Source organism: [Mycobacterium] manitobense, assembly GCF_025821665.1.
In the GTDB taxonomy this organism is placed as follows: Bacteria; Actinomycetota; Actinomycetes; order Mycobacteriales; family Mycobacteriaceae; genus Mycobacterium; species Mycobacterium arseniciresistens.
Genome location: NZ_JACKSJ010000171.1, coordinates 1 through 24,989, shown reverse-complemented (window position 1 = coordinate 24,989; position 24,989 = coordinate 1). Strand labels below are relative to the sequence as shown.

Genomic DNA, 24,989 nt, shown 5'->3' with positions numbered 1-24,989 from the left:
CAGCGGCGGGCCTGCACGGCGGCCAGGTGGCGGCGGCGCACGGTGCCGTCGCGGAGCGGGCCGGCCAGGATGCGTGCCGCGGCCACCGCGTCGGCGACCGCCAGGTTGATGCCGACACCACCGATCGGCGACATCGCGTGCGCCGCGTCGCCGATCATCAGCAACCCGTCGGTGTACCAGCGCCGCAACCGGTTCAGTTGCACGTCGAGCAGTTTCACGTCATCGAAGGACTCCACCGACGTCAGCCGGTCGCCGAGCCAGGGCAGCAGGCCGGTCACCTCGCGGCGGAACGCCTCGATGCCCTCGGCGCGCATCGGCTGGTCGGCGCCCTTGGGGATGAGGTAGGCGATCTGGAAGTAGTCGCCGCGGTCGATCAGCGCGCAGCCGTGGCCGGACCGGAAGATCCCGGTGAGGCCATGCGGGTCGGACTCGTGGCGCGGCAGCCGGAACCACCACACGTCCATGGGTGCGCCGAAGCTGCGCCTCGGCAGTTCCGATGCGTCGCGCAGCGTCGAGCCGCGACCGTCGCAGGCGACGGTGAGCTCGGCCCGCAGCTCGCGCTCCTCGCCGTCCGCGCCGCGGTAACGCACTCCGGTGACCCGACCGCTGCCGTCCCGCAACGGCCCCAGCACCTCGCTGCGGCGCAACAGCCGGAACGTCGGTTCGGCGTCCGCCGCCCGGGCCAGCAGCTCGAGGAAGTCCCACTGCGGGACGAGCGCGATGTGCTGGTGGGCCCCCGGCAGGCGGTCGAGCCCGACCTTCAGCGCCGTGTCCTGGATCGTGACGTTCACCTCGTCGATCAGGCGGTGCGGCACGCGGGCGAACTCGCCGGCCAGACCGAGCTCGTCGAGCAGCCGCAGCGTGCTGGCGTGCACCGTGTCACCGCGGAAGTCGCGCAGGAAGTCGGCGTGCTTCTCCAGCACCGTCACCGCGACGCCGCCGCGGGCGAGCAGCAGGCCCAGCATCATGCCTGCGGGGCCGCCACCGGCGACGACACACGTTGTGGACTCGACCGGGCCGGACATCGCCACATTGTCCGTCACCGAGGGCCGGGCGCCTAGCGTCCGTCGCCTAGTGTTGTGTCCGTGGGTGCATTCCTGAGCTGGTGGGACGGCGTCGAGCTGTGGCTTTCCGGTCTCGGGTTCGTGTTCCAGACGGTGGTGGTGATGCCGGTGGTGCTGGTGCTGGCCTACGGCGCCGCCGTGGTGCTCGACGGCGGCCTGAACCACGGCACCCGGCTGCTTCGCCGGATCCGGCACGACGAAACGGACCACATGTGAGCGGATTGCCGCGGTCGCGGGTGACGTTGGTGCTGGTGGTCCTGGTTCTGCTGGTCGTCGTCACCTGGTTGTTGACCCGCTGACCGGGCGCACTCCCCGAGTGGCGGGTGCGCCCCACTCTGTTATTCTTCGCGCCATGCAAGCGTCCGGCACCACCGAGGGGCACATCGTGGCCCTCATTGCCGTGGGTTGCGCTGTTGCAGACGTTTTCTGTTGTTGTCGCTGACCTCATTCCGTCCTGCGGTCTGGTGTCGGTAGTCGGCTGACGCCTTCTGGTGACAAGACAACGCCTTTCCGCTGTGGCGGGTACATCCGTATCCCACCCTCCGAAAGGTCATCCATCGTGAACACAGGCACCCTCGTCAAACGCTGGCGGCAAGCGGCCGTCATCGGCGCCGCCGCGACGCTGCTGGCGGCCTGCGGTGGCGGCTCCAGCGACGTCGCAGGCGAGGGCGCCAGTGACGCCGACACGACGCTCACCCTGGTCGCCTTCGCGGTGCCCGAGCCGGGCTGGTCGAAGGTGGCGCCCGCCTTCGCCGCGACCGAACAGGGCAAGGGTGTCGCGGTCACCGGTTCCTACGGCGCGTCGGGTGACCAGTCCCGCGGCGTCGAGTCCGGCAAGCCCGCCGACGTGGTGAACTTCTCCGTCGAACCGGACATCACCCGCCTGGTCAAGGCCGGCAAGGTGGCCGAGGACTGGAACAGCAATGCGCTGAAGGGGATTCCGTTCGGCTCCGTGGTGAGCCTGGCCGTTCGCGAGGGCAACCCGAAGAACATCCGCGACTGGAACGACCTGCTCAAGCCGGGCGTCGAGGTGATCACGCCCAGCCCGTTGAGCTCCGGTTCGGCGAAGTGGAACCTTCTGGCGCCGTACGCGTTCGCCAGCAACGGCGGGCAGAACCCGCAGGCGGGCATCGACTTCGTCGACAAACTGGTCACCGAGCACGTCAAGCTGCGCCCGGCGTCCGGTCGCGAGGCCACCGACGTGTTCAAGCAGGGCAGCGGTGACGTCCTGCTGGCCTACGAGAACGAGGCGATCAACTTCGGCCTCGAGTACGTCAACCCGTCCCAGACGTTCAAGATCGAGAACCCGGTCGCCGTGGTGAACACCAGCCAGCACCTCGACAAGGCACGGGACTTCGTGAACTTCCAGTTCACCCCCGAGGCGCAGAAGATCTGGGCCGAAGCCGGCTTCCGGCCCGCCGATCCGAAGGTGCTGGCCGAGTTCACCGACAAGTACCCCGCCCCGGCGAAGCTGTGGACGATCGACAACCTCGGCGGCTGGAAGAAGGTCGACGCCGAACTGTTCAACAAGGACAACGGCACCATCACGAAGATCTACCAGAAGGCCACTGGATGACCACCGGGCTCGATCGCAACCCTGAGGCGATCCGGCCCGAACTCTCCGGCGACGGGGACCCGGGCCCTCGCCGCCGCCCCCTGATCGGCGGCTACGGCAGCACCGGCCTGCGGGTGGGCGCCGCGACGCTGTGGCTGTCGCTGATCGTGCTCCTGCCGCTCGGCGCGATCCTGTGGCAGTCGGTGGGTGGCGGCTGGGAGGCGTTCTGGTCGGCGGTCACCTCGCCCGCCGCCATCGCGTCGTTCCGGGTGACACTGACGATCTCGATCGGCGTCACCGTGGTCAACGCGGTGTTCGGGCTCCTGGTGGCCTGGGTGCTCACCCGTGACCAGTTCCCCGGCAAGCGGTTGGTCGACGCGTTGATCGACCTGCCGTTCGCGCTGCCGACCATCGTCGCGAGCCTGGTGATGCTGGCGCTCTACGGGCCGGCCAGCCCGGTCGACCTGCAGTTGCAGCACACCAAATGGGGCGTCGGCATCGCGCTGCTGTTCGTCACGCTGCCATTCGTGGTCCGTTCCGTTCAGCCGGTGCTGCTCGAACTCGACCATGAGGTGGAGGAGGCGGCGGCGTCGCTCGGTGCGAACAACTACACGATCCTGACCAAGATCATCCTGCCCGCGCTGCTGCCGTCGCTGCTGTCGGGCGCCGGGCTGGCGTTCTCCCGCGCCATCGGGGAGTTCGGGTCGGTGGTGCTGATCGGCGGGGCGGTTCCGGGTGAGACCGAAGTGTCCTCGCAGTGGATCAGGACGTTGATCGAGAACGACGACCGCGTCGGAGCCGCGGCGATCTCGATCGTGTTGCTCGCCATCTCGTTCGTGGTGCTGTTCATCCTGCGGGCGATCGGGTCGCGCGCGGCCAAGCGAGAGGCGCTCGCACGATGACCCTGTCCCCGTTCGTCACCCGCCTGCTGCGGTTCGTCGCACTGGCCTACCTCGCCGTGCTGGTGGTCGTTCCGGTCGGGCTGATCCTCTGGCGCACGCTCGAACCCGGCATCGGGGAGTTCTTCAGCTCGATCACCACGCCCGCCGCGCTGTCGGCGTTGCAGTTGTCGCTGCTGGTCGTGGCGATCGTGGTGCCGCTCAACGTGCTGTTCGGCGTGCCCACCGCACTGGTGTTGGCGCGCAACAAATTCCGGGGCAAGAGCATTCTGCAGTCGATCATCGACCTGCCGTTCGCCGTGTCACCGGTCGTCGTCGGCGTGGCGCTGATCCTGCTGTGGGGGACAGCCGGGCTGTTCGGGTTCGTCGAGAACGATCTCGGGCTGAAGATCATCTTCAGCTTCCCCGGAATCGTGCTGGCGAGCATCTTCGTCACCGTGCCGTTCGTCATCCGTGAGGTGGAACCGGTGCTGCACGAGATCGGCACCGACCAGGAGGAGGCGTCGGCGACCCTCGGCGCCCAGTGGTGGCAGACGTTCTGGCGGATCACGCTGCCCTCGATCCGGTGGGGGCTCACCTACGGCATCGTGCTGACCATCGCGAGGACGCTCGGCGAATACGGCGCGGTGATCATGGTGTCGTCCAATCTGCCCGGGCTGTCGCAGACCATGACCCTGCTCGTGTCCGACCGGTACTTCCGTAACAACGAGTACGGCGCCTATGCCATCTCGACCCTGTTGATGGGCGTGGCGGTGCTGGTGCTCGTCGCCCAGGTGATCCTCGACGCCCGGCGCGCCCGGGCCGCAAAATAGGTTTCAAGGAGAGCAGAACCATGACCAATGCGATCACCATCACCGGAGCGAACAAGCGCTACGGCGACTTCGCGGCGCTGGACAACGTCGACTTCGTGGTGCCCGAGGGATCGCTGACCGCGCTGCTCGGGCCGTCGGGTTCGGGCAAGTCGACCCTGCTGCGCGCGATCGCGGGCCTGGACCAGCCCGACACCGGCACCATCACCATCAAGGGCCGCGACGTCACCAATGTGCCGCCGCAGCGTCGCGGAATCGGTTTCGTGTTCCAGCACTACGCGGCGTTCAAGCACCTCACGGTGCGGGACAACGTGGCGTTCGGCCTGCGCATCCGCAAGCGCCCGAAGGCCGAGATCAAGGACAAGGTCGACAACCTGCTCGAGGTCGTCGGGCTCGCCGGCTTCCAGACCCGCTACCCCAGTCAGCTCTCCGGCGGTCAGCGCCAGCGCATGGCACTGGCCCGGGCGCTGGCCGTCGACCCGGAGGTGCTGCTGCTCGACGAACCGTTCGGCGCCCTGGACGCCAAGGTTCGCGAGGACCTGCGGGCGTGGCTGCGCCGGCTGCACGACGAGGTGCACGTCACCACGGTGCTCGTGACGCACGACCAGGCGGAGGCGCTCGACGTCGCCGACCGCATCGCGGTGCTCAACAAGGGCCGCATCGAGCAGGTCGGGTCGCCGACCGAGGTCTACGACACCCCGGCCAACGCGTTCGTGATGTCGTTCCTGGGGGCGGTCTCCTCGCTCAACGGCACCCTGGTGCGGCCACACGACATCCGGGTGGGGCGCAACCCCGAGTTGCCGATCGCCGAAAGCGAGACGGTGAAGTCGACCGGGGTGGTGAAGGCGATCATCGACCGCGTCGTCGTCCTCGGCTTCGAGGTTCGCCTCGAGCTGACCAACGCCGCCACCAAGGCCCCGTTCACCGCGCAGATCACCCGCGGCGACGCCGAGGCACTCGGCCTGCGCGAGGGGGACACCGTGTACGTCCGCGCGACCCGCGTGCCGGAGATCCCGGGCGGCGCGGAACTACCCGAGACCGAAGAGGCGGAGCTCGGCGCGACGACGAGCGCCTAGGGGACGCCTCGCTAGGCGGCCACCGCCGACGAAGTCACCTCGTCGAAGCGGTCCAGCACCGTGGCCGCCACCAGGTTGTGCGAGCCCAGCGGCTCGGCCATCGTCATCGCTTCGCGCGCGGCGAAGCCGGCCACCCGATCGGTGATCCTGCCGGGCGCCAGGAACCACGGCACGATCACCACGTGGTCGGCTCCGCGGTGACGCAGCGCGGCGGCGGCCTGCGCCGGCGTGTTGTGCGGGACGGTGGCGAACGCCACTTCGGCTCCTGCCCAACGGGTTCCGACCGCCAAGGCGTGCGGCACGGTGGCCGTTCGGGCGTTGGCCGCGGCACTCGACGATCCCACCGCGGCCACCAGCACCCCGAGCCGTTCGTCGTCGGGTGACACCCCGGCCTCCGACAGGCGTTGCCGCGCCACGGCCAGCAGTGCGGGATCCTCGCCGAGCACGGCAGCTTGCCCGGCCCGGCAACCGGACTCGGCGATCATCGCCGGGATGTCGGTCCTGGCGTGGAACGCGTCGGCGAGCAGGAATGGCACGACGACGCCGTCCGGTGTCTGCCGCAGCACCTCGCCCAGCCGCGGACCGGTGTGGTCGAGGAACGCCGCGCGCACGTCCAGCCACGGCCGCAGGCGCCGGATCCGGCCCGCCACGGCGTGGGTGACCTCCGCCGACCGCGGGTCGGCGGAGCCGTGGGCGGTCAGGATGAGGGCCGGCTCGGGCCGCGGGGGATTGGGCCGCGTCACGACGCGTGCAGCCCGCATTCCGTCTTGGCCAGGCCCTGCCAGCGGCCGCTGCGCGGGTCGGCGCCCTCGATCGGCTTGGCCGTGCACGGCGCGCATCCGATCGACGGGTAGCCCTCGTAGACCAGCGGGTTGACCAGCACCCCGTTGGTGTCGATGTAGGCCTGCATGTCGTCGTCGCTCCAGGCGGCCAGCGGGTTGATCTTGACAAGTCCGAAGGCCTTGTCCCAGCTGATCAGCGGCGCGTTGGCCCGGGTCGGGGCCTCCACCCGGCGGATGCCGGTCACCCACGCCGAGTAGCCGCGCAGCGCCTTGCTCAGCGGTTCGACCTTACGCATCCGGCAGCACTCGTTGGCCTCCCGCTCGAACAGGTTCCTGCCGAACAGCTCGTCCTGCCTGGCCACCGAGTTCTCGGGCGTGACGTTGACGACGTTGACGTCGTAGACCGCCTCGACCGCGTCGCGCGTCCCGATCGTCTCGACGAAGTGGTAGCCGGTGTCGAGGAACAGCACGTCGACGCCGGGGCGCACCTTGGCGGCCAGATCCACCAGCACCGCGTCCTGCATGTTCGACGCGACGATGTAGTTGCCGCCGAAGTTCTCGTCGGTCCAGCGCAGCAGGTCGCCGGCCCCCGCGTCGGGTCCGAGTTCGGCCGCCCCGCGTTCGGCAAGAGCCTGCAGGTCGGTCTCCGTCATGAGATCGCTCATCGATTTCCTCCGCTCGTCACGCGGGCGCTCACCGCAGATCTGCGTCGTCGGCCCGCAGCGCCCACGTAGCGAAACGCTCGCCGTCCTCGCGTTGTTTCACGAAATTGCGCACAACCCGCTCGATGTAGTCGCCGAGTTCGGTCGCGAGCACCTTGTGCTGACGCAACTTGCGGCCGAAGCCGCTGTCCAGGCCGAGGCTGCCGCCGAGATGCACCTGGAATCCCTCCTCGGGTCCGTTGCCGTCGTCGATCATCTGGCCCTTGAACCCGATGTCGGCGACCTGGATGCGGGCACACGAGTTCGGGCAGCCGTTCAGGTTGATCGTCACCGGCACGTCGAGTTGGGCGTTGATGTCCTCCAGCCGCTTCTCCAGTTCGGGCACCAGCACCTGGGAGCGGCTGCGGGTCTCGGCGAAGCTCAGCTTGCAGTACTCGATGCCGGTGCAGGCCATCAGGTTGCGCCGCCAGTGCGACGGTGTGGACGGCAGACCGAGCGCGTCGAGGCCGGCGCGCAGCTCGTCGAGCTTGTCGTCGGGCACGTCGAGCACGATCAGCTTCTGATAGGGCGTGAAGCGGATCCGGTCGCTGCCGACGGCCTCGGCCAGGTCGGCGACCTTGGTCAGGATGGTGCCGGACACCCGACCGGCGATCGGGGCGACGCCGACGGCGTTCAGCCCGTTCTTGAGCTTCTGCACGCCGACGTGGTCGATGGGGCGGGTCACCGGGTCCGGTGCCGGGCCGTCGATCATCTTGCGGCCGAGGTACTCGTCCTCGAGCACCTGGCGGAACTTCTCGACACCCCAGTCCTTGATCAGGAACTTCAGCCGTGCCTTCGCCCGCAGCCTGCGATAGCCGTAGTCGCGGAAGACGCTGACCACGCCCTCCCATACGTCGGGCACCTCGTCGAGCGGCACCCACGCGCCGACCCGCTGGCCCAGCATCGGGTTGGTCGACAGGCCGCCGCCCACCCAGAGGTCGAATCCTGGACCGTGCTCGGGGTGGTTCACGCCGATGAACGCGACGTCGTTGACCTCGTGCACCACGTCCTGGAGGCCGGAGATCGCGGTCTTGAACTTGCGAGGCAGATTCGAGTACTCCGGCTTGCCGATGTAGCGCTTGACGATCTCGTTGACCGCAGGCGTGCCGTCGATCACCTCGTCGAGGGACTCACCGGCCAGCGGGGAGCCCAGCACGACGCGGGGGCAGTCGCCGCACGCCTCGGTGGTCTGCAGGCCGACGGCGTCGAGTCGCTGCCAGATCTCCGGCATGTTCTTGACGTCGATCCAGTGGTACTGGATGTTCTGCCGGTCGGAGATGTCGGCGGTGTCCCTGGCGAACTGGGTCGAAATCTCGCCCAATGTGCGCAGTGCCGCGGCGCTCAGCGCGCCGCCGTCGCTGCGGACCCGCAGCATGAAGTACTCGTCTTCGAGCATGTCGGTGTTCTCGTCACCGGTCCAGGTGCCGTCGTAGCCGGGCTTGCGCTGGGTGTAGAGGCCCCACCAGCGGAAGCGGCCGCGCAGGTCACCCTTGTCGATGCTGTCGAAGCCGCCCTCGGCGTAGATGTTCTCGATCCGAGCCCGCACGTTGAGCGGGTTGTCGTCCTTCTTGGCCTGCTCGTTGGCGTTGAGCGGCTCGCGGTAGCCCAGCTTCCACTGGCCCTCGCCGCGGGGACGCTTGGGGGCCCTGGCCTTGGGCGGGGTGGGGGTGTCGGTCACGGGGTGTGGCTCCTTCGGAGGAGCCGGCGTACGGAACGCGCTGTTCACCGGTGGCTGTCCGGCGGCGCAGATCCGGGGCCAGCTGGAAGTTCAGGTGGGCAGGTCTACGGCACTAAGGCAGACAACACGAGGTACATACGCGCTTGAAATCGACATGCCGACGCACCACCAGCGAGACGCGGGGGAACTGGGCGGCAGTCACGCACCCGATTGTGCCACGAATTGCGCCGACCTCCCTAACCGGGCCAGATTTGCGCTCACGGTGAGCGAAAGGGTGCACTGGCGAGATCAGGGAAGATGGCGCCATGACCGTCAACGCCGCGCCGGCAGGGCGGCCAGTGCTGGCCGCGACACCGGGCCGGCCGTTCGGCATCTACATCCATGTGCCGTTCTGCGCGACCCGCTGCGGGTACTGCGACTTCAACACCTACACGCCGTCCGAGCTGGGCGGCGCCAACCCGGACGGCTGGCTGGCGGCGCTGCGCGTCGAGCTCGACCTGGCGGCCGCGCAGCTGGGTGTGCCGCCCGCGGTGCAGACGGTGTTCGTCGGCGGCGGCACGCCCTCGCTGCTGGGCGGCGACGGCCTTGCGGCGGTGCTCGACGCGGTGCGCGACCGGTTCGAGCTGGCGCCCGGGGCCGAGGTGACCACCGAGGCCAACCCGGAGTCGACCTCGCCGCGCTTCTTCGACCGGTTGCGCGCCGCCGGCTTCACCCGGGTGTCGCTGGGCATGCAGTCCGCGGCCGGGCACGTGCTCGCGGTGCTGGACCGGGTGCATTCGGCCGGCCGGGCGCCCGCCGCGGCGGCCGAGGCGCGCGCGGCGGGCTTCGAGCACGTCAGCATCGACCTCATCTACGGCACGCCGGGGGAGCGCGACGACGACCTGCGCCGGTCGGTCGACACCGCACTGGAGGCGGGCATCGACCACCTGTCGGCCTATGCGCTGGTGGTGGAGGACGGCACCGCCCTGGCCCGGCGGGTGCGGCGCGGCGAGGTCGCCGCGCCCGACGACGACGTGCTGGCCGACCGCTACACGCTGCTGGACGCGAGGCTGTCGGCGTCGGGACTCACCTGGTACGAGGTGTCGAACTGGAGCAGGCCGGGCGCCGAGTGCAGGCACAACCTCGGCTACTGGGACGGCGGTGAGTGGTGGGGCGCCGGGCCCGGCGCACACGGCTACCTGGGCGCCACCCGGTGGTGGAACGTCAAGCATCCGAACGCCTATGCCTCCACGCTCGCCGAGCGCACCCTGCCGGTCGCGGACTTCGAACTGCTCGACGAAACCGACCGGCACGTCGAGGACGTGATGCTGCGGCTGCGCCTGCGCACCGGCCTGCCGCTGGCCGTTCTCGGCGAGGTCGAACGGGAGCGGCTGGGCAGCGCGGAGGCCGACGGCCTTATCGTGCGCGCGGGCGACCGGGTGGTGCTGACCGACCGCGGCAGGCTGCTGGCCGACGCGGTGGTGCGCCGGCTGCTCGACTGAGAGCGCGAACTCACGGCATCGGCGATGCGCCAGAACCGTCCCGAAGAAGGTTGTCGCTGCGGTACTTTCGGCCCGGTGTCCGACCTGACGAACCGCCAGATCCTGCTGCGCCGCCGTCCCACCGGCCTGATCGGGCCTGCCGACACCGAACTGGTCAGCACACCCGCGCCCGAACCGGCCGACGGTGAGGCCCTGCTGCGCAACACCTTCATCGGCATCGACGCCGCCGCCAGGACGTGGCTCAACGACCAGCCTGGCTACCTGCCGCCGGTCGCCATCGGCGAGGTGATCCGTGCGGCCGGGATCGGCGAGGTGGTGGCGTCGCGGTGCCCGGCGTACGCGGTCGGCGACGTCGTCACCACGCTGTCGGGGTTCCAGGAGTACGTCATCATCCGCGACGATCTCTTCAGCACGCCGATGCCCGGAGAGAACGACCAATTGGCGATCATGTCGATCTACGGCCCGACGGGAGCGACGGCGTATTTCGGCATGACCGACATCGGCCGCCCGCAACCCGGCGAGACGGTGGTGGTGTCGGCGGCGGCGGGCGCCACCGGCTCGGTCGCCGGACAGATCGCCAAGATCGCGGGCGCCCGGGTGGTCGGCATCGCCGGCGGGCCGCACAAGTGCCGGGCGGTGGTCGAGGAGTTCGGCTTCGACGCCTGCATCGACTACAAGAACGGCAACCTCCCCGCCGCACTCAAGGAGCACTGCCCCCGCGGCGTCGACGTGTACTTCGACAACGTCGGCGGGCCGATCCTGGACGCCGTGCTCGGCCGGCTGGCGTCCAGGGCGCGCGTCGTGCTGTGCGGGGTCATCTCCAGTTACCTCAGCGGCGAACACCCCGGCCCGGCGAACTACGTCAGCCTGCTGTCGAAGACCGCGCTGATGCAGGGGTTCAACGCGCTCGACCAGTGGGGCCGCTTCGACGAGGCCTTCGCCGCACTGCGGCAGTGGGAGCGCGACGGTCTGTTGGTGCACCGGCAGACGATCTTCGACGGCGTCGAGTCGTGCGTCGACGCGCTCAACGGCCTCTTCACCGGCGCCAACATCGGCAAGACGCTGGTGAAGGTCAGTGAGCCGGCGGCGCCGTGACCTGACGTTGCGCGCGCGGCATCCGGCGGCACGCCGCGGCGGCGACGTGATGTGCGCAACACCCGCCGCCCGGTGCGGCGCCGAAACGCCGGAGGGGCTGGTCAACGGCGGATGGGAGGCGTTTCGCCGGCCCTCAGGTAGGTGACTGCCGGAAATTTTCGTGTGCCAATATTGTGCGCATGTCAGTCGAGCACTTAGGCAAGGCTAAGCAGACCTCGTCCGTGTCGAGTGCTGAGTCGGGCCGGTACTGACGTGTCGACCGACGAACCGGTCGCCGTCATCGGTCTGGGCTGCCGCGTGGCGGGCGACGTCGGCACGCCCGCCGACTTCTGGAACTTCCTGCTCGAAGGCCGCAGCGATGTGCGCGAGGTACCCGAGCAGCGCTGGGAGCCCTACCTGCGGCGGGATCCGCGCAACGCCGCGGTGCTGCGCGAGACCACCCGCTGGGGCACGTTCCTCGACGACCTCGCCGGATTCGACGCCGACTTCTTCGGCGTCTCGCCGCGGGAGGCCGAGTTGATGGACCCCCAGCAGCGCCTCGCCCTCGAGGTCAGCTGGGAGGCGCTGGAGCACGCCGGGGTGTCGCCGCGGTCACTCGCCGGCGGCGACACCGCCGTCCTGATGGGCGTCAACTCCGACGACTACGGCAAGCTGCTCATGGAGGACCTGCCGGGCATCGAGGCGTGGACCGGCATCGGCACGTCGCTGTGCGGGATCGCCAACCGGGTGTCGCACCTCCTCGACCTGCGCGGCCCCAGCGTCGCACTGGACGCGGCGTGCGCGGCCTCACTGGTCGCGGTGCACCAGGCGTGCCAGATGCTGCGTGCGGGCGAGACCTCGCTCGCCCTCGCCGGCGGCGTCAGCGCCCTGATCGGCCCTGGCCTCACCCGGGTGCTCGACGAGGCCGGCGCCACCGCGCCCGACGGGCGCTGCAAGACCTTCGACGCCGCCGCCGACGGCTACGGCCGCGGTGAGGGCGCCGGTGTGGTGGTGCTCAAACGCCTCGCCGACGCGCGGCGCGACGGTGACCGCGTGCTGGCGGTGATCCGCGGCGGTGCGGTCGCCCAGGACGGCCGCACGGTCGGCATCATGTCGCCCAACGGCGAGGCGCAGGCCGACATGTTCGCCCGCGCCTGCCGGACGTCGGGTATCGCGCCGTCCAGCGTCGGCTACGTCGAGGCGCACGGAACCGGAACGCCGACAGGCGATCCCACCGAGGTCGGGGCACTGGCCGCGGTGTACGGCGCCGGCCGGCCCGCCGACGACCCCTGCCGCATCGGTTCGGTCAAACCCAACATCGGCCACCTCGAGGGCGGCGCGGGCGTGCTCGGGCTGATCAAGACGGTGCTCGCGCTGCACCACGAGGCGATCCCGCCGACCGCCGGGTTGCGCCGGCTCACCCCGGCGGTGGACTGGGCCACCAGCGGGCTGCGGGTGCCCACCGAGACCGAGCCGTGGCCACGCGGCGAGACGCCGCGTCGGGCCGCGGTGTGCAGCTACGGGTATGGCGGCACCATCGCCCACATCCTGCTCGAGGAGTCGCCGGCGGCGGCGCGGGCGGACGACGGCCACGCCAACGCCGGACCGGTCGTCGTCCCGCTGTCGGCCCGCTCCGGTGTCCGGCTGGAGCGCCAGGCCGAGGCGCTGGCAGACCACCTCAGGAGTGTCGACCGACCGCTGCCCGAGGTGGCCGCGACGCTGTGGGCCCGCCGGGCCCACGAACCGGTCAGGGCCGCCGTGATCGCCGAGCAGCACCACGAACTGGTCGCCGGACTGGATGCGCTGGCCCGCGACGACGTCAGCCCCAACCTCGTCACCGGCGTCGTCCCGGCCGGCGAGCCGAGGGACGCGGTGTGGGTGTTCTCCGGCCACGGGTCGCACTGGGCAGGCATGGGCCGCGAGCTGATCGCGGCCGAGCCGGTGTTCGCCCGCGTCATCGACGAGGTCGACGAGGTGTTCGGCGCCGAGCTGGCCTTCTCGGCACGCGAGGCGCTCAGCACCGGCGAACTCGGCGGCACCGACCGCGTCCAGGCGCTGACGTTCGCCATGCAGGTCGGCCTCGCCGCGGTGCTGCGTGAGCGCGGAGTCACGCCGGCGGCGGTGATCGGCCACTCGGTCGGCGAGGTCGCCGCGTGTGTCGTGGCCGGCGTGTTCGACCTTCGGCAGGGTGCCGCCGTCGCGTGCTACCGCGCCCGGGGCTTCCGGTCGGTGATGGGACAGGGCGCGATGGCCCTGGTCCGGCTGCCGTTCGACGACGCCGCGCGGCGGCTCGCCGGGCGCACCGACGTGGTGGCCGCCATCAGCGCCTCCGCGGAGTCCACGGTCATCTCCGGTATGGCCGACGCGGTGGACGCCGTGAGCCGGGCGTGGGACGACGAGGGTGTCGTCGTGCGCCGGGTGAACACCGATGTGGCGTTCCACAGTCCGGCGATGGACGGGCTCACCGGGGAGCTCGCCCGGCTCGTGGCGACCCTGCCGTCCGCACGGCAGGCGACGGTGCCGCTGTACACCACGGCGCTCGCCGACCCCCGGTCGACGGCCCCGCGCGACCCGGATTACTGGGTGGCCAATCTGCGCGGACGGGTTCGGTTCGCCGAGGCCGTGACGGCCGCGGCGCAGGACGGCCACCGGCTGTTCCTCGAGGTGTCCGCCCACCCGGTGGTGGCGCACTCGATCGTCGAGACGCTGCTGCACCTCGGCATCGACGAGCATGCCGTCGTCCCGGTGCTGCGCAGGCAGACCGCCGAGGTGCGCGCCGTCGCCACCGCGGTGGCCGCCCTGCACTGCCACGGCGCGCAGGTGTCGCACGGCATCGGCGCCGACACCCCGTGGGCGGGCGACCTGCCTGGCACGCAGTGGCGGCACCGGCACTTCTGGCGGGTGCCCACCCCGCCGCCCGGCGGGCGCGGCGTGCACGACCCCGCCACCCACACCCTGCTCGGCGGCCGGACCGACGTCGCCGGCGCCGTCGCGACGACGATGTGGCAGACCCGGCTCGACGTCGACAGCCGGCCCTACCCGGGTGACCATCCGGTGCAGGGCACCGAGATCGTTCCGGCCGCAGTGCTGCTCAACACATTCCTGGCGGCGGCGAGCAGCGGCGGGCACGCCGGTGCGGGCCTGGCCGACGTGCGGTTGCGCACCCCGGTCGCGCCGGGGCGGGCCCGCGATCTGCAGGTGGTGCTGCAGGACCGGGCGCTGACCCTGTCCACCAGGCTGGTGGACGGCGACGGGGGTGACGACGCGCGGGACGGCGGCTGGCTCACCCACACAAGCGCGGTGCTGGCCGACGAGACGCGTTCTCCGCAGCCCGATCTGGACCTGGACGCCGCCCGGAACCGCTGCGCGGAGCTCCTGCCGCGGCGCCATGTCATCGACACGCTCGCAACGCTGGGCGTCGCCGCGATGGGCTTCGGCTGGGACGTCGAGGACCTGCGTCGCGGCGACGGCGAGCTGGTGGCGGTGGTGGCCGCCGAGGCCGACGGATCGGCGCCCGCGTCGTGGGCGTCGCTCCTGGACGCCGCGACCTCGGCCGCCTCGACGATCTTCGACGGGCCGCCGCGCCTGCGGATGCCCGCCCGCATCGAAGGGGTGCGGGTGTACGGCGACGCGCCGCCGGTCGCCGCGCTGCTGGTGCGGCGGCGGCCCGGCACCACCGTCACCGACGTCTCGATCGCCGATCCCTCGGGGGCGGTGCTGCTGTCGATCACCGGGATGGGATTCGAGGAACTCGAGACCTCCGCGCGAGGCTTGTCCGGCGACGACGCCGGCCGGATGCTGCACCGGGTGGCATGGCACGAGATTCCTTGGCGCGACGACGAATTGCCCAGCGGCGTGGTGCTCGTCGGGGGAGATGTCGACGGTCTGGACGCCGCGGTGCGTGACCTCACCGCCGCAGGCGTGGCCTACCGCGCCTTCGAGGATCCGGCGGAGCTCGCCGCGCTGTCGGCGAGCGCCGAGATGCCGGAGCTGTGGCGGGATCTGGGCCGCACCGCGGTGGTGCTGGTGCTGCCGCGGTCCGACGATGCGCCCGAGGCGTCGGTCGACCTGGTGACCCGGACGCTGACCACCCTGCTGCAGACCGGTGCGACGGCGCGGGTGTGGGTGCTGACCACCGGCGTGCACGAGGGCGGCGACCTCGCCCACGCACCGCTGTGGGGACTGACCCGGGTGGCCGCGGCCGAACACCCGCAGCTGTGGGGCGGCGTGCTCGACGTCGCGGACGGCCCGCTGCCGCTCGGCGCGCTCTCGCTGCCCGGGCACGGTGTGGTGGTGGTGCGCGGCGGCGCCGCCCTGGCCGCCCGGCTGGCGCCCGCAGGTGCGAGAACGGCTGCGCCGATGGAGTGTTCACCGGCAGGCAGCTATCTGATCACCGGCGGCACCGGCGCGCTGGGGTTGCGGATGGCGCAGCGGTTGGCCGACCTTGGCGCCCGGCGGTTGGTGCTGCTCTCCCGGTCGGGACTGCCCGAGCGGTCGGCATGGGGCGAGCACCCCGATTCGGAGGCGGTGCGCGGGGTGCGGGCGCTGGAGGACCGGGGCCTCTCGGTCACCGTCGCCGCCCTCGACGTCGGCGCACCCGGCGCAGCCGACGATCTGCGCGCCGTGCTGCGCGACCTGCCGCCGGTGCGCGGGGTGGTTCACGCGGCGGGCGTGGAAGCCGGTGCGCTGCTGGCCAACACCACCGCCGAGGACTTCGCGGCGGCCATGCACCCGAAGGTGCACGGCACCCTCGCCCTGCACGAGGTGTTCCCGCCCGCAACGCTGGACTGGATGGTGCTGTTCTCGTCGTGCGGCTACCTGGCCGGCTTCCCGGGGCAGGGCGCCTATGCCTGCGCGAACTCGTTCCTCGACGTGATGGCGCGGCATCGCCGCGGTCTGGGTGACCGCACCACGAGCGTGGCGTGGACGGCCTGGCGCGGCCTCGGCATGGGCTCGGCGTCGGAGTTCGTCGCGGCCCAGCTCGACGCGCTGGGCATGGGCACCGTCGGCGTCGACGACGCGATGCGCGCGCTCGATCTGGCGATGCGTGACGACGATCCGAACGTCGTTGTGCTGCCGCTGCTCCCGAGCGCCTCCGCGGTGCCGATGCTGGCCGACGTGGCGCCGTCGGACGACGCGGTCGACGACGGCGCTCCGGCGGAGGAGATGACGTCGGGCGAGACGGATCCCGCAGTGCTGGGGCAACGGGTGCTGGCCGCCGTCGCCGCGCAGCTGGGCCTCACCGAGGCCGACGTGAACCCCGACCTGCCGCTGGTCGAGCTCGGCGTCGATTCGATCATGACCGTGCGGCTGCGGCGCCAGCTGGAGAAGCAGACCGGGCTGGTGCTGCCGCCGACGCTGCTGTGGGAGCACCCGACGGCCGCGGCCGTCACGGCCAGGCTCGTCGAGATGCTCACCCCCGGCGAGAAGGTCGACGTCTAGCGATTTCGGCGCGGAAACGTTCGCCCAGCGATCGTGAGCGCGCCGAAATCACCCGGTGATGGCGGCGATGACCTTCTTCTTGTCCACCTTGCCGACCGGTGTGGCGGGTAGCGACGGCATCGCGAAGAGCGTGTCGGGCCTGGCGTGCGCCGAGGCGCCGCGCTCGTCGAGGAAGGCGTTGAGCTCGGCCAATGTCACCGGGGCGCCCATGAAGACCACTGCGGCGCAGATCTTCTCGCCGAGATACTCGTCGGGCAGGGCGACGGCCGCCGCCGCGTAGATCGCCGGGTGGGCGAGCAGGTGGTCCTCGAGGTCGGTGGCCGACACCGTCTCGCCGCCGCGGTGGATGACGTCCTTGATCCGGCCGGTCACCTCGATGTTGCCCGCGAGCGGACCGTCGGCGAACAGGCGCACCCGGTCGCCGCTGCGGTAGAAGCCGTCCGGGCTGAAGGAGCGCGCGTTGGCCTCCTCGGCGCGGTAGTAGCCGTTGATCGTGTACGGCCCGCGCACCAGCAGTTCGCCCTCCTCACCGGGCGCGACCTCGACGCCGTTGTCGTCGACCACCCGCAGTTCGTCGTGCGGTGACATCGGCCTGCCCTGGGTGTGCGTCACCACGTCGACGGGATCACCGGGCCGGGTGAACTGCAGCATGCCCTCGGCCATCCCGAAGATCTGCTGCAGGCCGTCGGTCAGGCCGTCGTAGATGAAGCGGGCCTCCTCCGGCGACAGCCGCGACCCGCCGACCTGCACGAGGCGCAGCGACGTCGGCAGCACCGGTTCCCACTCGCAGGCCTGGGCCCACAGCTTGGCCAGCGCGTTGACCAGACCGGTGACGGTGACCTGATGCCGGTCGATCAGGGCGAACGCCGATTCCGGGCTCGGGTCGGCGGTGAACACCGTGGTCGCGCCGACCGTCATCGCGCCGAGCAGTCCCGGGCAGCCGAGCGGGAAGTTGTGGCCGGCGGGCAACGCCACGAGATAGACGTCCTCGGAGGTCATCCGGCACTCGCGGGCCATGCCCACCGCGTTGTAGACGTAGTCGTCGTGGGTCCGCGCGATCAGCTTGGGCAGCCCGGTGGTGCCGCCCGAGACCAGCAGCAGCGCGGGTGCGTCCGGATCGAACGACGCCGAAGGTGCTGCGGCGCCGTCGAATCCGGTCAGTGTCGACCACGGCGTGAACGGTCCGGCATCACCGTCGACCACGATGTGGCGCAGCGCCGGGTGCTGGTCCCGCAGTCCGGCCGCGAGCTCGCGGTAGTCGAAGCCCTTGACCTGATCGGCGATGACGAGCCCGACGGCGCCGCTGACGGAGGCGAAGTGACCCATCTCGGCCGCCCGGTGCCCCGGCAGGCACATCACCGGCACGGCGCCGGCCCGCAGCGCCCCGAACAGCGCGACGGCGAACTGGCAGGAGTTGGGGAGTTGCACCAGGATCCGGTCGCCGGGGGCGATGCCCAGCGCGCTCAGCCCTGCGGCCACCCGGTCGGCGACCGCATCGAGTTCGGCAAAGGTGTAGCCGCGGTCGGCGTCGACGACGCCGAGCTTGTCCGGCCAGGCCGCGGCCGCATCCCTGAGGATGGAGTCGAGCGGGCGTCCCGTCCACAGCCCGGCCCGCCGGTAGAGATGCGCGCGCTCGGCCGGGAACGGTACGAATCCCTGCCGGAGTTCATCGGTCGGGGCGTCGTCGCCGGTGCGGGTGTCACGCGAAAAACCCGTGCTCATAGGTGGAATCCGCCCCTCGGGGTAGGTGTGTTCGGTGCACCGAATATAAGGTAGCCTGCTGCGAGTTAGGGCAGCCTGTACTAAATCTCATAGCCACCTGGGAGGCATCACGTGGGTGACGCCGCGACGAGTTCCGCGACCGTTCGCGACGAAGTCGCCGAGCTCCTCGGCATCAGCCCGGACAGCCTCGACCCGCAGGCCGACCTGATCGCCTCCGGTCTGGACTCGATCCGGATGATGTCGCTGTCGGGCCGCTGGCGCAAGCAGGGCATCGACGTCGGATTCGCCGCGCTGGCAGCCGATCCCACCGTCCAGGCCTGGTCGGAGCTGGTGGCCCGCTTCCGCCCGCAGGACCGGCCGCAGCAGCCGGCGCCGGCGGTGCAGCCCAGCGATCCCGAAGAGCCGTTCCCGCTCGCCCCGATCCAGCACGCGATGTGGGTGGGCCGCAACGACGACCAGGTGCTCGGTGGTGTCGCGGGCCACCTCTACGTCGAGTTCGACGGGGCCGGAGTGGATCCCGGCCGTCTGCAGGACGCAGCGAGCAGGCTGGCCCGTCGTCATCCCATGTTGCGCGTCGAGATCCTGCCCGACGGAACCCAGCGCATCAGCGACCGCGACCTCCCGGTCACCGTCCATGACCTGCGCGAGCTCGCCGTCGAGGCGGCCGAGGCGAGGCTGGAGGAGATCCGCGACGCGAAGTCCCACCAGCTGCTGTTCGGCGAGGTGCTCGAGATCGGCCTGTCGCTGCTGCCCGGCGGGCGCACCCGACTGCACGTCGACATGGACATGCAGGCCGCCGATGCGGTGAGCTACCGCAACTTCATGGCCGACCTCGCCTCGTTCTACCTGGGCCGCGACCTGCCCGAGCTGCAGTACACCTACCGCGAGTACCGGGCCGCGCTGACGGCGGCGGCACCCGGGCCAACCGACGAGGACCGCAACTGGTGGGCCGAGCGCATCCCCGATCTGCCAGAACCGCCGACGCTGCCGCTGGTGCCGCGTGCCGAGCAGCGCAACCCGCGGCGCAGCATCCGCAAGTGGCGCACCCTCGACGTCGCGACCCGCGACGCGTTGTTCACCGCCGCCCACCGGCGCGGTGTCACGCCGGCGATGGCGGTCGGCGCCTCCTACGCCGGGGCGCTGGCGCGGTGGTCGGTCAACCAGCGGTTCCTGCTCAACCTGCCGATGTTCGGCCGTGAACCGTTCCACCCCGACGTCGACAAGCTGATCGGCGACTTCACCTCGTCGCTGATGCTCGACCTCGACCTGTCCGACGCAGGCACCCCCGCCGCGCGCGCCCGGGTGGTGCAGGAGGCGCTGCACCGCGCCGCCGCGCACTCCAGCTACTCCGGCCTGTCGGTGATACGCGACCTGACCCGCCACCGCGGCACCCAGACGCTGGTGCCGTTCGTCTACACCAGCGCACTGGGCCTGGGCGACCTGTTCGCCGGTGACGTCACCGACCAGTTCGGCAGCCCGGTGTGGACGATCTCGCAGGGCCCGCAGGTCTACATCGACGCGCAGGCCACGCCGGTGGCCGAGGGCCTGATGATCAACTGGGACGTCCGGGCCGACGCGTTCCGGCCCGGCGTCGTCGACGCGATGTTCGACTACCACCTCGACGAGCTGTGCCGGCTCGCCACCGACGACGCGGCCTGGGAGGCCGCCGATCCGCCCGCCGTCACCGCAGAGCAGCGTGCCGTGCGCGCCGCGGCCAACGCCGTCACGGCGCCGGTGAGCGGAGACGCCCTGCACGACGGCTTCTTCCGTACCGCCGCGGCCACCCCGGACGCGCCCGCGGTGTTCAGCGGCGACGCCGACCTCACCTACGCGCAGCTGCGCGAGCAGGTGCTGGCGGTCACCGCGACCCTGCGCGAGCACGGCGTGGGCGCAGGCGACGTGGTGGCCGTGACGGGTCCCAAGACCTACGAGCAGATCCCGGCGCTGCTGGGCATCCACGCGGCGGGCGCGGCGTACCTGCCGGTCGGCGCCGACCAGCCCGCCGACCGGGCGGCCCGCATCCTCGACACCGCAGGGGTGGCACTGGCCCTGGTCTGCGGCGGCGATACCCCCGAGCTGTCGGTGCCCGCCCTGACCGTCTCCGATGCGGTGCGCCGGGGAGCGGCACGCGCCGCCGACACCGAACCGGCGGCGTCGGATCCCTCGTCGCTGGCCTACGTGCTGTTCACCTCGGGGTCCACCGGGGAGCCCAAGGGCGTCGAGGTGACCCACGACGCCTCGATGAACACCGCCGAATTCATCTCGCGGCACTTCGGGATCGGCCCGGCGGACCGCTGCCTGGCGCTGTCGACACTGGAGTGCGACATCTCCGTGCTCGACGTCTTCGCCACCCTGCGGACCGGTGGCGCCATCGTGGTGGTCGACGAGCGGCACCGGCGCGACCCCGACACCTGGGTGCGGCTGATCGACGAACACGGCGTTACCGTGCTGCACTTCATGCCCGGCTGGCTGGAGATGCTTCTGGAGGTGGTCGCCGGACAGGGCGCGCGGCTGCCCACCGTGCGGGTGGTGCCCACCGGCGGCGACTGGGTGCGCACCGAGATGGTGCGGGCGCTGCGTGCCGCCGCGCCGGGGGTGCGCGTCGCCGGTCTCGGCGGCGCCACCGAGACCGCCACCCACAACACCATCTGCGAGGTGACCGGCGAGGTGCCCGAGGAGTGGTCGGCGGTGCCGTTCGGGACTCCGCTGCCCAACAACGCCGCCCGGGTGGTCGACGCGCGGGGCCGGGACTGCCCGGACTGGGTGCCCGGAGAATTCTGGGTCTCCGGTCGCGGCCTCGCCCGCGGCTACCGCGGCCGGGCCGACCTGACCGCCGAGAAGTTCGTCGAACACGACGGCAGGATCTGGTACCGGACCGGGGACCTGGTGCGGTACCAGTCCGACGGCACGCTGGAGTTCGTCGGCCGCGCCGATCACCGGATCAAGATCAGCGGCTACCGGGTCGAACTGGGCGAGGTCGAGGCGGCGCTGCGGCGGGTGCCGGGAGTGGACGTCGCCGTGGTCACCCCGGTCTCCGCGCCGGGCGGTCGCGACGTGCTGGCGGCGCTGGTGCGGGCCGATCGCACCGGGTTGACCGCCGAGGCCGTCACCGACGCGATGGCGGCGCTCGTCCCCGCCCACATGGTGCCGCAGGCGATCGTGATCACCGACCGCATCCCGTTCACCGGCAACGGCAAGCTCGACCGGGCGGCGATCACCCGCATCCTCGAGAACGTCGACCTGTCGGCGGGGCGGGGATACCGCGCGCCGGCCACGGTCGTGGAATCGGCGCTCGCGCACATCGTCGGGGTGCTGCTGAACCGCACGCAGGTCGGCGCCGACGACGACTTCTTCGCGCTCGGCGGGGACTCGGTGCTGGCCACCCAGCTGGTCGCGCGGGTGCGGGACTGGCTGGACACGCCGACCGTGATGGTCGCCGACGTCTTCGCCACCCGCACCGTCGCCGCGCTGGCGCGGGTGCTGGCGGCGCGCGAACCGGCCGGTGACCGGCTCGAGCAGGTGGCCGAGCTCTACCTCGAGGTCGCCGGGATGGACGGCACCGACGTCGCGACCGCACTGGACGCCGAGTCGGTGGGCTGACCGACCCGGCTCGACGCGCATCGCCGCAGGTCGGATGTGGTCATGCGATGGGCGGGAGCGACCGGGGTACCTATTTTCGGGTGGCCGAACATAGGGTAGCCTCAGCAATTTAGGACAGCCTTTGCTAATCCATGGAGGCATTGTGGCTCACGGTATGACGATCACCCGTCCCGGCGACGTAACCGCCGCGGAGATGGCGTCGCTGCACGAACGCGTCCTCGCCGTCGCTGCCTCCGTGCCCGGCGCCGCCGCGGTGACCGGTCCGACCGGCCGGAGCACCTACGGGCAACTCTCCGAAGAGATCCGCGCGATCGCCGCCGCGCTGTCGGTCGCCGGCGTCGCACCCGGTGACGTGGTCGCCGTGGTCGGCACCGCCTGCGCGGAACAGATCCCCGCGGTGCTCGGAACGCTCGCCGCGGGCGCGATCTACCTCCCGGTGCCCGCCGGGCTGCCCGCCGACGCCGCACTGTCGGCCATGCGCCGCGGCGTGGCGCGGATGGCGCTGGTGTGCGGTGACCTTTCTCCTGCTTTCATGCCTGCACTGACCGTGCGCGAAGCCCTGCGGATCGGCGCCGCCGAGTCCCGCTTCGCCGTGGTGTCGCCGCGCCCGGCCGAACCCGCCGCGATCCTGCCGAACGCCACCTTCAGCCACGCCGCACTGCTGCGCTCGATCGGCGGCACCCCGGCCGAGCCGCGCGGTCGCCGGGCGGTGTCGCCCGGACTGGACTGCGAGGAGTCGGTGCGCGAGGTGTTCGCCGCGCTGCTCGCCGGTGCCGGTGTGGTGGTCGCCGACCCGGCCGACTCCCGCGCCGCGGTCGAATACCCGCTGACCTTCCTGCCGCCGATCGACGCCGCGGCTCCATGACCGGAGTGGGTCAGCAGCAGCAGTTGACGTTCCAACCCTGGATCAAGGGCTTCCCGGCGGACGGTTCGCGGGGCGCGACAGTGGTCTTCCCGCACGCGGGCGGGGCGGCGGTCGCCTATCGGGGGCTGGCGAAAGCATTGTCCGACAACGGCATCGACACCTATCTGGTGCAGTACCCGCAACGCGCCGACCGCCTCGCCCATCCGGCGGCGGAGACGCTCACTGAGCTCGCCGACGACCTGTTCCGGGCGGGGGAGTGGCACCGGCTCGGTCCGCTGCGGCTGTTCGGTCACTGCATGGGCGCTGTGGTGGCATTCGAGTTCGCGCGCATCGCCGAACGGCACGGCGTCGACGTACGCCAGCTGTGGGTCTCGGCGGGTCAGGCGCCGTCCACCGTCGAGGCCTCCGGGCCGATGCCGACCACCGACGACGGCCTGCTGTCCGAGCTGGCCGACCTCGGCGGCACCGACCCGCGCCTGCTCGACGACGAGGACTTCGTCGCGCTGCTGCTGCAGGCGATCCGGGCGGATTACCTGGCCTGGAACCGCTACACCTGCGACGCGGGCGTCACGGTGCGCGCCGACATCAACGCCGTCGGTGGCCGCCGCGACCACCGGATCACCGAGGCGCAGCTGCGGGCCTGGGAGAGCCACACCGAGAAGTCGTTCACCCTCTCGCTGCTCGACGGCGGCCACTTCTACCTCAACGAGCACACCGACCTGCTCGCCGAACTGATGGGCGCCGATGACCTCTGACGGCGTGGGCGGCGCGGACGATCCCGTCGTGATCGTCGGCATGGCGCTCGAGGCACCCGGCGGCATCGACTCCGCCGACGCCTACTGGTCGCTGCTGTCCGAACAGCGCGAGGCGCTCGGCCCGTTCCCGACCGACCGCGGCTGGGACCTGCCCGAGCTCTTCGAACCGCGCGACGGCTACAAGGCCATTCACGACCTCGGCGGATTTCTCACCGACGCAACCTCTTTCGACCCGGAGTTCTTCGGTGTCTCGCCACGGGAGGCCGTGGCGATGGATCCCCAGCAGCGGGTGGCGCTGCGGCTGGCGTGGCGGGCCCTGGAGAACAGCGGCGTCAATCCCGACGACCTCGCGGGCCACGACGCCGGCTGCTTCGTCGGCGCGTCGACGCTGGACTACGGACCGGACATGGCCCGGTCCTCCGAGCACAGCGGCCATCTCATCACCGGCACCTCGCTTGGCGTGATCTCCGGCCGGATCGCCTACACCCTGGACCTCGCCGGACCGGCGCTCACCGTCGACACCTCGTGCTCGTCGGCGCTGGCGGCGTTCCACGTTGCCGTGCAGTCACTTCGCGCGGGCGACTGCGACCTGGCGCTGGCCGGCGGCGTGGCGGTGATGGGATCGCCGGGCTATTTCGTCGAATTCTCCAAGCAGCACGCGCTCTCGGACGACGGACACTGCCGCCCCTACAGCGCGCACGCCAGCGGCACCGTGTGGGCCGAGGGCGCGGCGATGTTCGTGCTGCAGCGCCGGTCGGCCGCCCGCAGGGACGGCAGGCCGATCCTGGCCGAGGTACTGGCCAGCTGCCTGAACCAGGACGGCCGCACCACCGGGCTGACGGCGCCGAGCGGTACCGCGCAGGCCCGGTTGTTCAGCCGCGCACTTTCGCAGGCCGGCGTGCGCGCCGAGGACATCGGGCTGGTGGAGGGGCACGGCACCGGAACCCGGCTCGGCGACCGCACCGAGCTGCGCGCGCTGGCACGCACCTACGGCGCCACCGAACCCGGCCGGGGACCGCTGCTCGGCTCGGTGAAGTCCAACATCGGCCACGCGCAGGCCGCGGCAGGCGGGCTGGGGCTGGCCAAGGTGCTGCTCGCCGCCGAGCGCGCCACCATCCCGCCCACGTTGCACGTCGACCAGCCCAGCCGTGAGATCGACTGGGAAACACAAGGTCTGCGGCTGGCCGACAAACTCGGCCCCTGGCGGGCCGTCGACGGGCGGCGGCTGGCCGTGGTGTCGGCGTTCGGTATGAGCGGCACCAACACCCACGTCGTCGTGGCCATGCCCGATGCCGGGGCCCGGGTGGCCTGATGTCCGTCATCACCTGGCCGGACGGCCGTACCCCCGTGCTGCTCAGCGCACACGCGCCCGACCTCGTCGCCGCGGACGCCGCGGCCATCGCGCGCCACCTGCGAACCCGCCCGGACACCGGGGTGACCGACGTGGCGGGCCAGCTGCTGCGCACCCGCCGGCTGCGCCGGCACC

The 24,989-nt window shown here is 71.5% G+C and carries 17 protein-coding genes; 12 read left to right on the top strand and 5 right to left on the bottom strand.

What is annotated here, in order from left to right; translation table 11 throughout:
• Nucleotides 1–1,025: FAD-dependent oxidoreductase (locus tag H7I41_RS20365; RefSeq protein ID WP_264014432.1), on the bottom strand; the 1,025-nt coding region annotated here is incomplete at its 3' end.
• Between the two features lie 60 nt (nt 1,026–1,085).
• On the opposite strand from H7I41_RS20365, the gene H7I41_RS20360 reads away from it, so the two are divergent.
• The 5 genes from H7I41_RS20360 to H7I41_RS20340 all read left to right on the top strand — a co-directional run bounded on the left by H7I41_RS20360 (nt 1,086) and on the right by H7I41_RS20340 (nt 5,403).
• Nucleotides 1,086–1,280, top strand: a complete 195-nt coding sequence (locus tag H7I41_RS20360) for a hypothetical protein (RefSeq protein ID WP_264014431.1) — start codon at nt 1,086–1,088, stop codon at nt 1,278–1,280.
• A gap of 343 nt (nt 1,281–1,623) precedes the next feature.
• The gene (locus H7I41_RS20355; protein WP_264014430.1) at nt 1,624–2,640 is read left to right on the top strand and encodes a sulfate ABC transporter substrate-binding protein; all 1,017 of its coding nucleotides are present in this window, start codon (nt 1,624–1,626) and stop codon (nt 2,638–2,640) included.
• A complete protein-coding gene (gene cysT, locus H7I41_RS20350; protein ID WP_264014429.1) occupies nt 2,637–3,521 on the top strand; it encodes a sulfate ABC transporter permease subunit CysT in 885 nt (294 codons plus the stop codon). The genes H7I41_RS20355 and cysT overlap by 4 nt, the downstream gene beginning before the upstream one ends.
• Nucleotides 3,518–4,330 carry a sulfate ABC transporter permease subunit CysW gene (gene cysW / locus H7I41_RS20345; protein ID WP_264014428.1) on the top strand — a complete coding sequence of 271 codons (813 nt, stop codon included), beginning with the start codon at nt 3,518–3,520 and terminating at the stop codon, nt 4,328–4,330. Before cysT ends, cysW begins: the two co-directional genes overlap by 4 nt.
• Before the next feature lie 20 nt (nt 4,331–4,350).
• Nucleotides 4,351–5,403 (top strand): sulfate/molybdate ABC transporter ATP-binding protein, encoded by a 1,053-nt coding sequence (locus tag H7I41_RS20340; RefSeq protein ID WP_264014427.1) that lies wholly within the window; start codon nt 4,351–4,353, stop codon nt 5,401–5,403.
• A gap of 11 nt (nt 5,404–5,414) precedes the next feature.
• On the opposite strand, the gene H7I41_RS20335 is transcribed toward H7I41_RS20340, so the two are convergent.
• Genes H7I41_RS20335 through H7I41_RS20325 form a run of 3 tightly spaced genes read right to left on the bottom strand, consistent with a single transcriptional unit; the run spans nt 5,415 to nt 8,564 of the window.
• A complete protein-coding gene (locus H7I41_RS20335) occupies nt 5,415–6,164 on the bottom strand; it encodes a sirohydrochlorin chelatase (RefSeq protein ID WP_264014426.1) in 750 nt (249 codons plus the stop codon).
• Nucleotides 6,143–6,850, bottom strand: coding sequence for a phosphoadenylyl-sulfate reductase (locus tag H7I41_RS20330; protein ID WP_264014425.1), 708 nt, complete (start codon nt 6,848–6,850; stop codon nt 6,143–6,145). The genes H7I41_RS20335 and H7I41_RS20330 overlap by 22 nt, the downstream gene beginning before the upstream one ends.
• Nucleotides 6,851–6,878: 28 nt before the next feature.
• A complete protein-coding gene (locus tag H7I41_RS20325) occupies nt 6,879–8,564 on the bottom strand; it encodes a nitrite/sulfite reductase (protein ID WP_264014424.1) in 1,686 nt (561 codons plus the stop codon).
• Between the two features lie 305 nt (nt 8,565–8,869).
• On the opposite strand from H7I41_RS20325, the gene hemW reads away from it, so the two are divergent.
• The 3 genes from hemW to H7I41_RS20310 all read left to right on the top strand — a co-directional run bounded on the left by hemW (nt 8,870) and on the right by H7I41_RS20310 (nt 16,561).
• On the top strand, nt 8,870–10,045 hold the full coding sequence (gene hemW / locus H7I41_RS20320; RefSeq protein ID WP_264014423.1) for a radical SAM family heme chaperone HemW: 1,176 nt from the start codon (nt 8,870–8,872) through the stop codon (nt 10,043–10,045).
• Between the two features lie 75 nt (nt 10,046–10,120).
• A complete protein-coding gene (locus tag H7I41_RS20315) occupies nt 10,121–11,140 on the top strand; it encodes an NADP-dependent oxidoreductase (RefSeq protein WP_264014422.1) in 1,020 nt (339 codons plus the stop codon).
• Nucleotides 11,141–11,392: 252 nt separating this feature from the next.
• Nucleotides 11,393–16,561 (top strand): type I polyketide synthase, encoded by a 5,169-nt coding sequence (locus H7I41_RS20310; RefSeq protein ID WP_264014421.1) that lies wholly within the window; start codon nt 11,393–11,395, stop codon nt 16,559–16,561.
• Nucleotides 16,562–16,609: 48 nt separating this feature from the next.
• On the opposite strand, the gene H7I41_RS20305 is transcribed toward H7I41_RS20310, so the two are convergent.
• Nucleotides 16,610–18,283: a (2,3-dihydroxybenzoyl)adenylate synthase gene (locus tag H7I41_RS20305; protein ID WP_264014420.1), complete on the bottom strand. Its 1,674-nt coding sequence runs from the start codon at nt 18,281–18,283 to the stop codon at nt 16,610–16,612.
• 111 nt (nt 18,284–18,394) lie between these two features.
• Here H7I41_RS20305 and H7I41_RS20300 point away from each other — a divergent pair, with 111 nt between their 5' ends.
• The 4 genes from H7I41_RS20300 (at nt 18,395) to H7I41_RS20285 (ending at nt 24,815) form a co-directional block, all read left to right on the top strand.
• The gene (locus tag H7I41_RS20300; RefSeq protein WP_264014419.1) at nt 18,395–21,883 is read left to right on the top strand and encodes a non-ribosomal peptide synthetase; all 3,489 of its coding nucleotides are present in this window, start codon (nt 18,395–18,397) and stop codon (nt 21,881–21,883) included.
• Between the two features lie 154 nt (nt 21,884–22,037).
• A complete protein-coding gene (locus H7I41_RS20295; protein ID WP_264014418.1) occupies nt 22,038–22,748 on the top strand; it encodes an AMP-binding protein in 711 nt (236 codons plus the stop codon).
• Nucleotides 22,745–23,503, top strand: a complete 759-nt coding sequence (locus H7I41_RS20290; protein ID WP_264014417.1) for a thioesterase II family protein — start codon at nt 22,745–22,747, stop codon at nt 23,501–23,503. The genes H7I41_RS20295 and H7I41_RS20290 overlap by 4 nt, the downstream gene beginning before the upstream one ends.
• Entirely contained in the window at nt 23,493–24,815 is a 1,323-nt protein-coding gene (locus H7I41_RS20285) for a beta-ketoacyl [acyl carrier protein] synthase domain-containing protein (RefSeq protein WP_264014416.1), read from the top strand. Before H7I41_RS20290 ends, H7I41_RS20285 begins: the two co-directional genes overlap by 11 nt.
• Nucleotides 24,816–24,989: the final 174 nt, after the last annotated feature.

Bases quoted from the DNA above. Each gene is read 5' to 3' on its own strand.
- cysT (WP_264014429.1), top strand. From the start codon at position 2,637: ATGACCACCGGGCTCGATCGCAACCCTGAGGCGATCCGGCCCGAACTC.
- cysW (WP_264014428.1), top strand. From the start codon at position 3,518: ATGACCCTGTCCCCGTTCGTCACCCGCCTGCTGCGGTTCGTCGCACTG.
- H7I41_RS20340 (WP_264014427.1), top strand. From the start codon at position 4,351: ATGACCAATGCGATCACCATCACCGGAGCGAACAAGCGCTACGGCGAC.
- H7I41_RS20335 (WP_264014426.1), bottom strand. From the start codon at position 6,164: ATGCGGGCTGCACGCGTCGTGACGCGGCCCAATCCCCCGCGGCCCGAG.
- H7I41_RS20330 (WP_264014425.1), bottom strand. From the start codon at position 6,850: ATGAGCGATCTCATGACGGAGACCGACCTGCAGGCTCTTGCCGAACGC.
- hemW (WP_264014423.1), top strand. From the start codon at position 8,870: ATGACCGTCAACGCCGCGCCGGCAGGGCGGCCAGTGCTGGCCGCGACA.
- H7I41_RS20305 (WP_264014420.1), bottom strand. From the start codon at position 18,283: ATGAGCACGGGTTTTTCGCGTGACACCCGCACCGGCGACGACGCCCCG.
- H7I41_RS20295 (WP_264014418.1), top strand. From the start codon at position 22,038: ATGACGATCACCCGTCCCGGCGACGTAACCGCCGCGGAGATGGCGTCG.
- H7I41_RS20290 (WP_264014417.1), top strand. From the start codon at position 22,745: ATGACCGGAGTGGGTCAGCAGCAGCAGTTGACGTTCCAACCCTGGATC.
- H7I41_RS20285 (WP_264014416.1), top strand. From the start codon at position 23,493: ATGACCTCTGACGGCGTGGGCGGCGCGGACGATCCCGTCGTGATCGTC.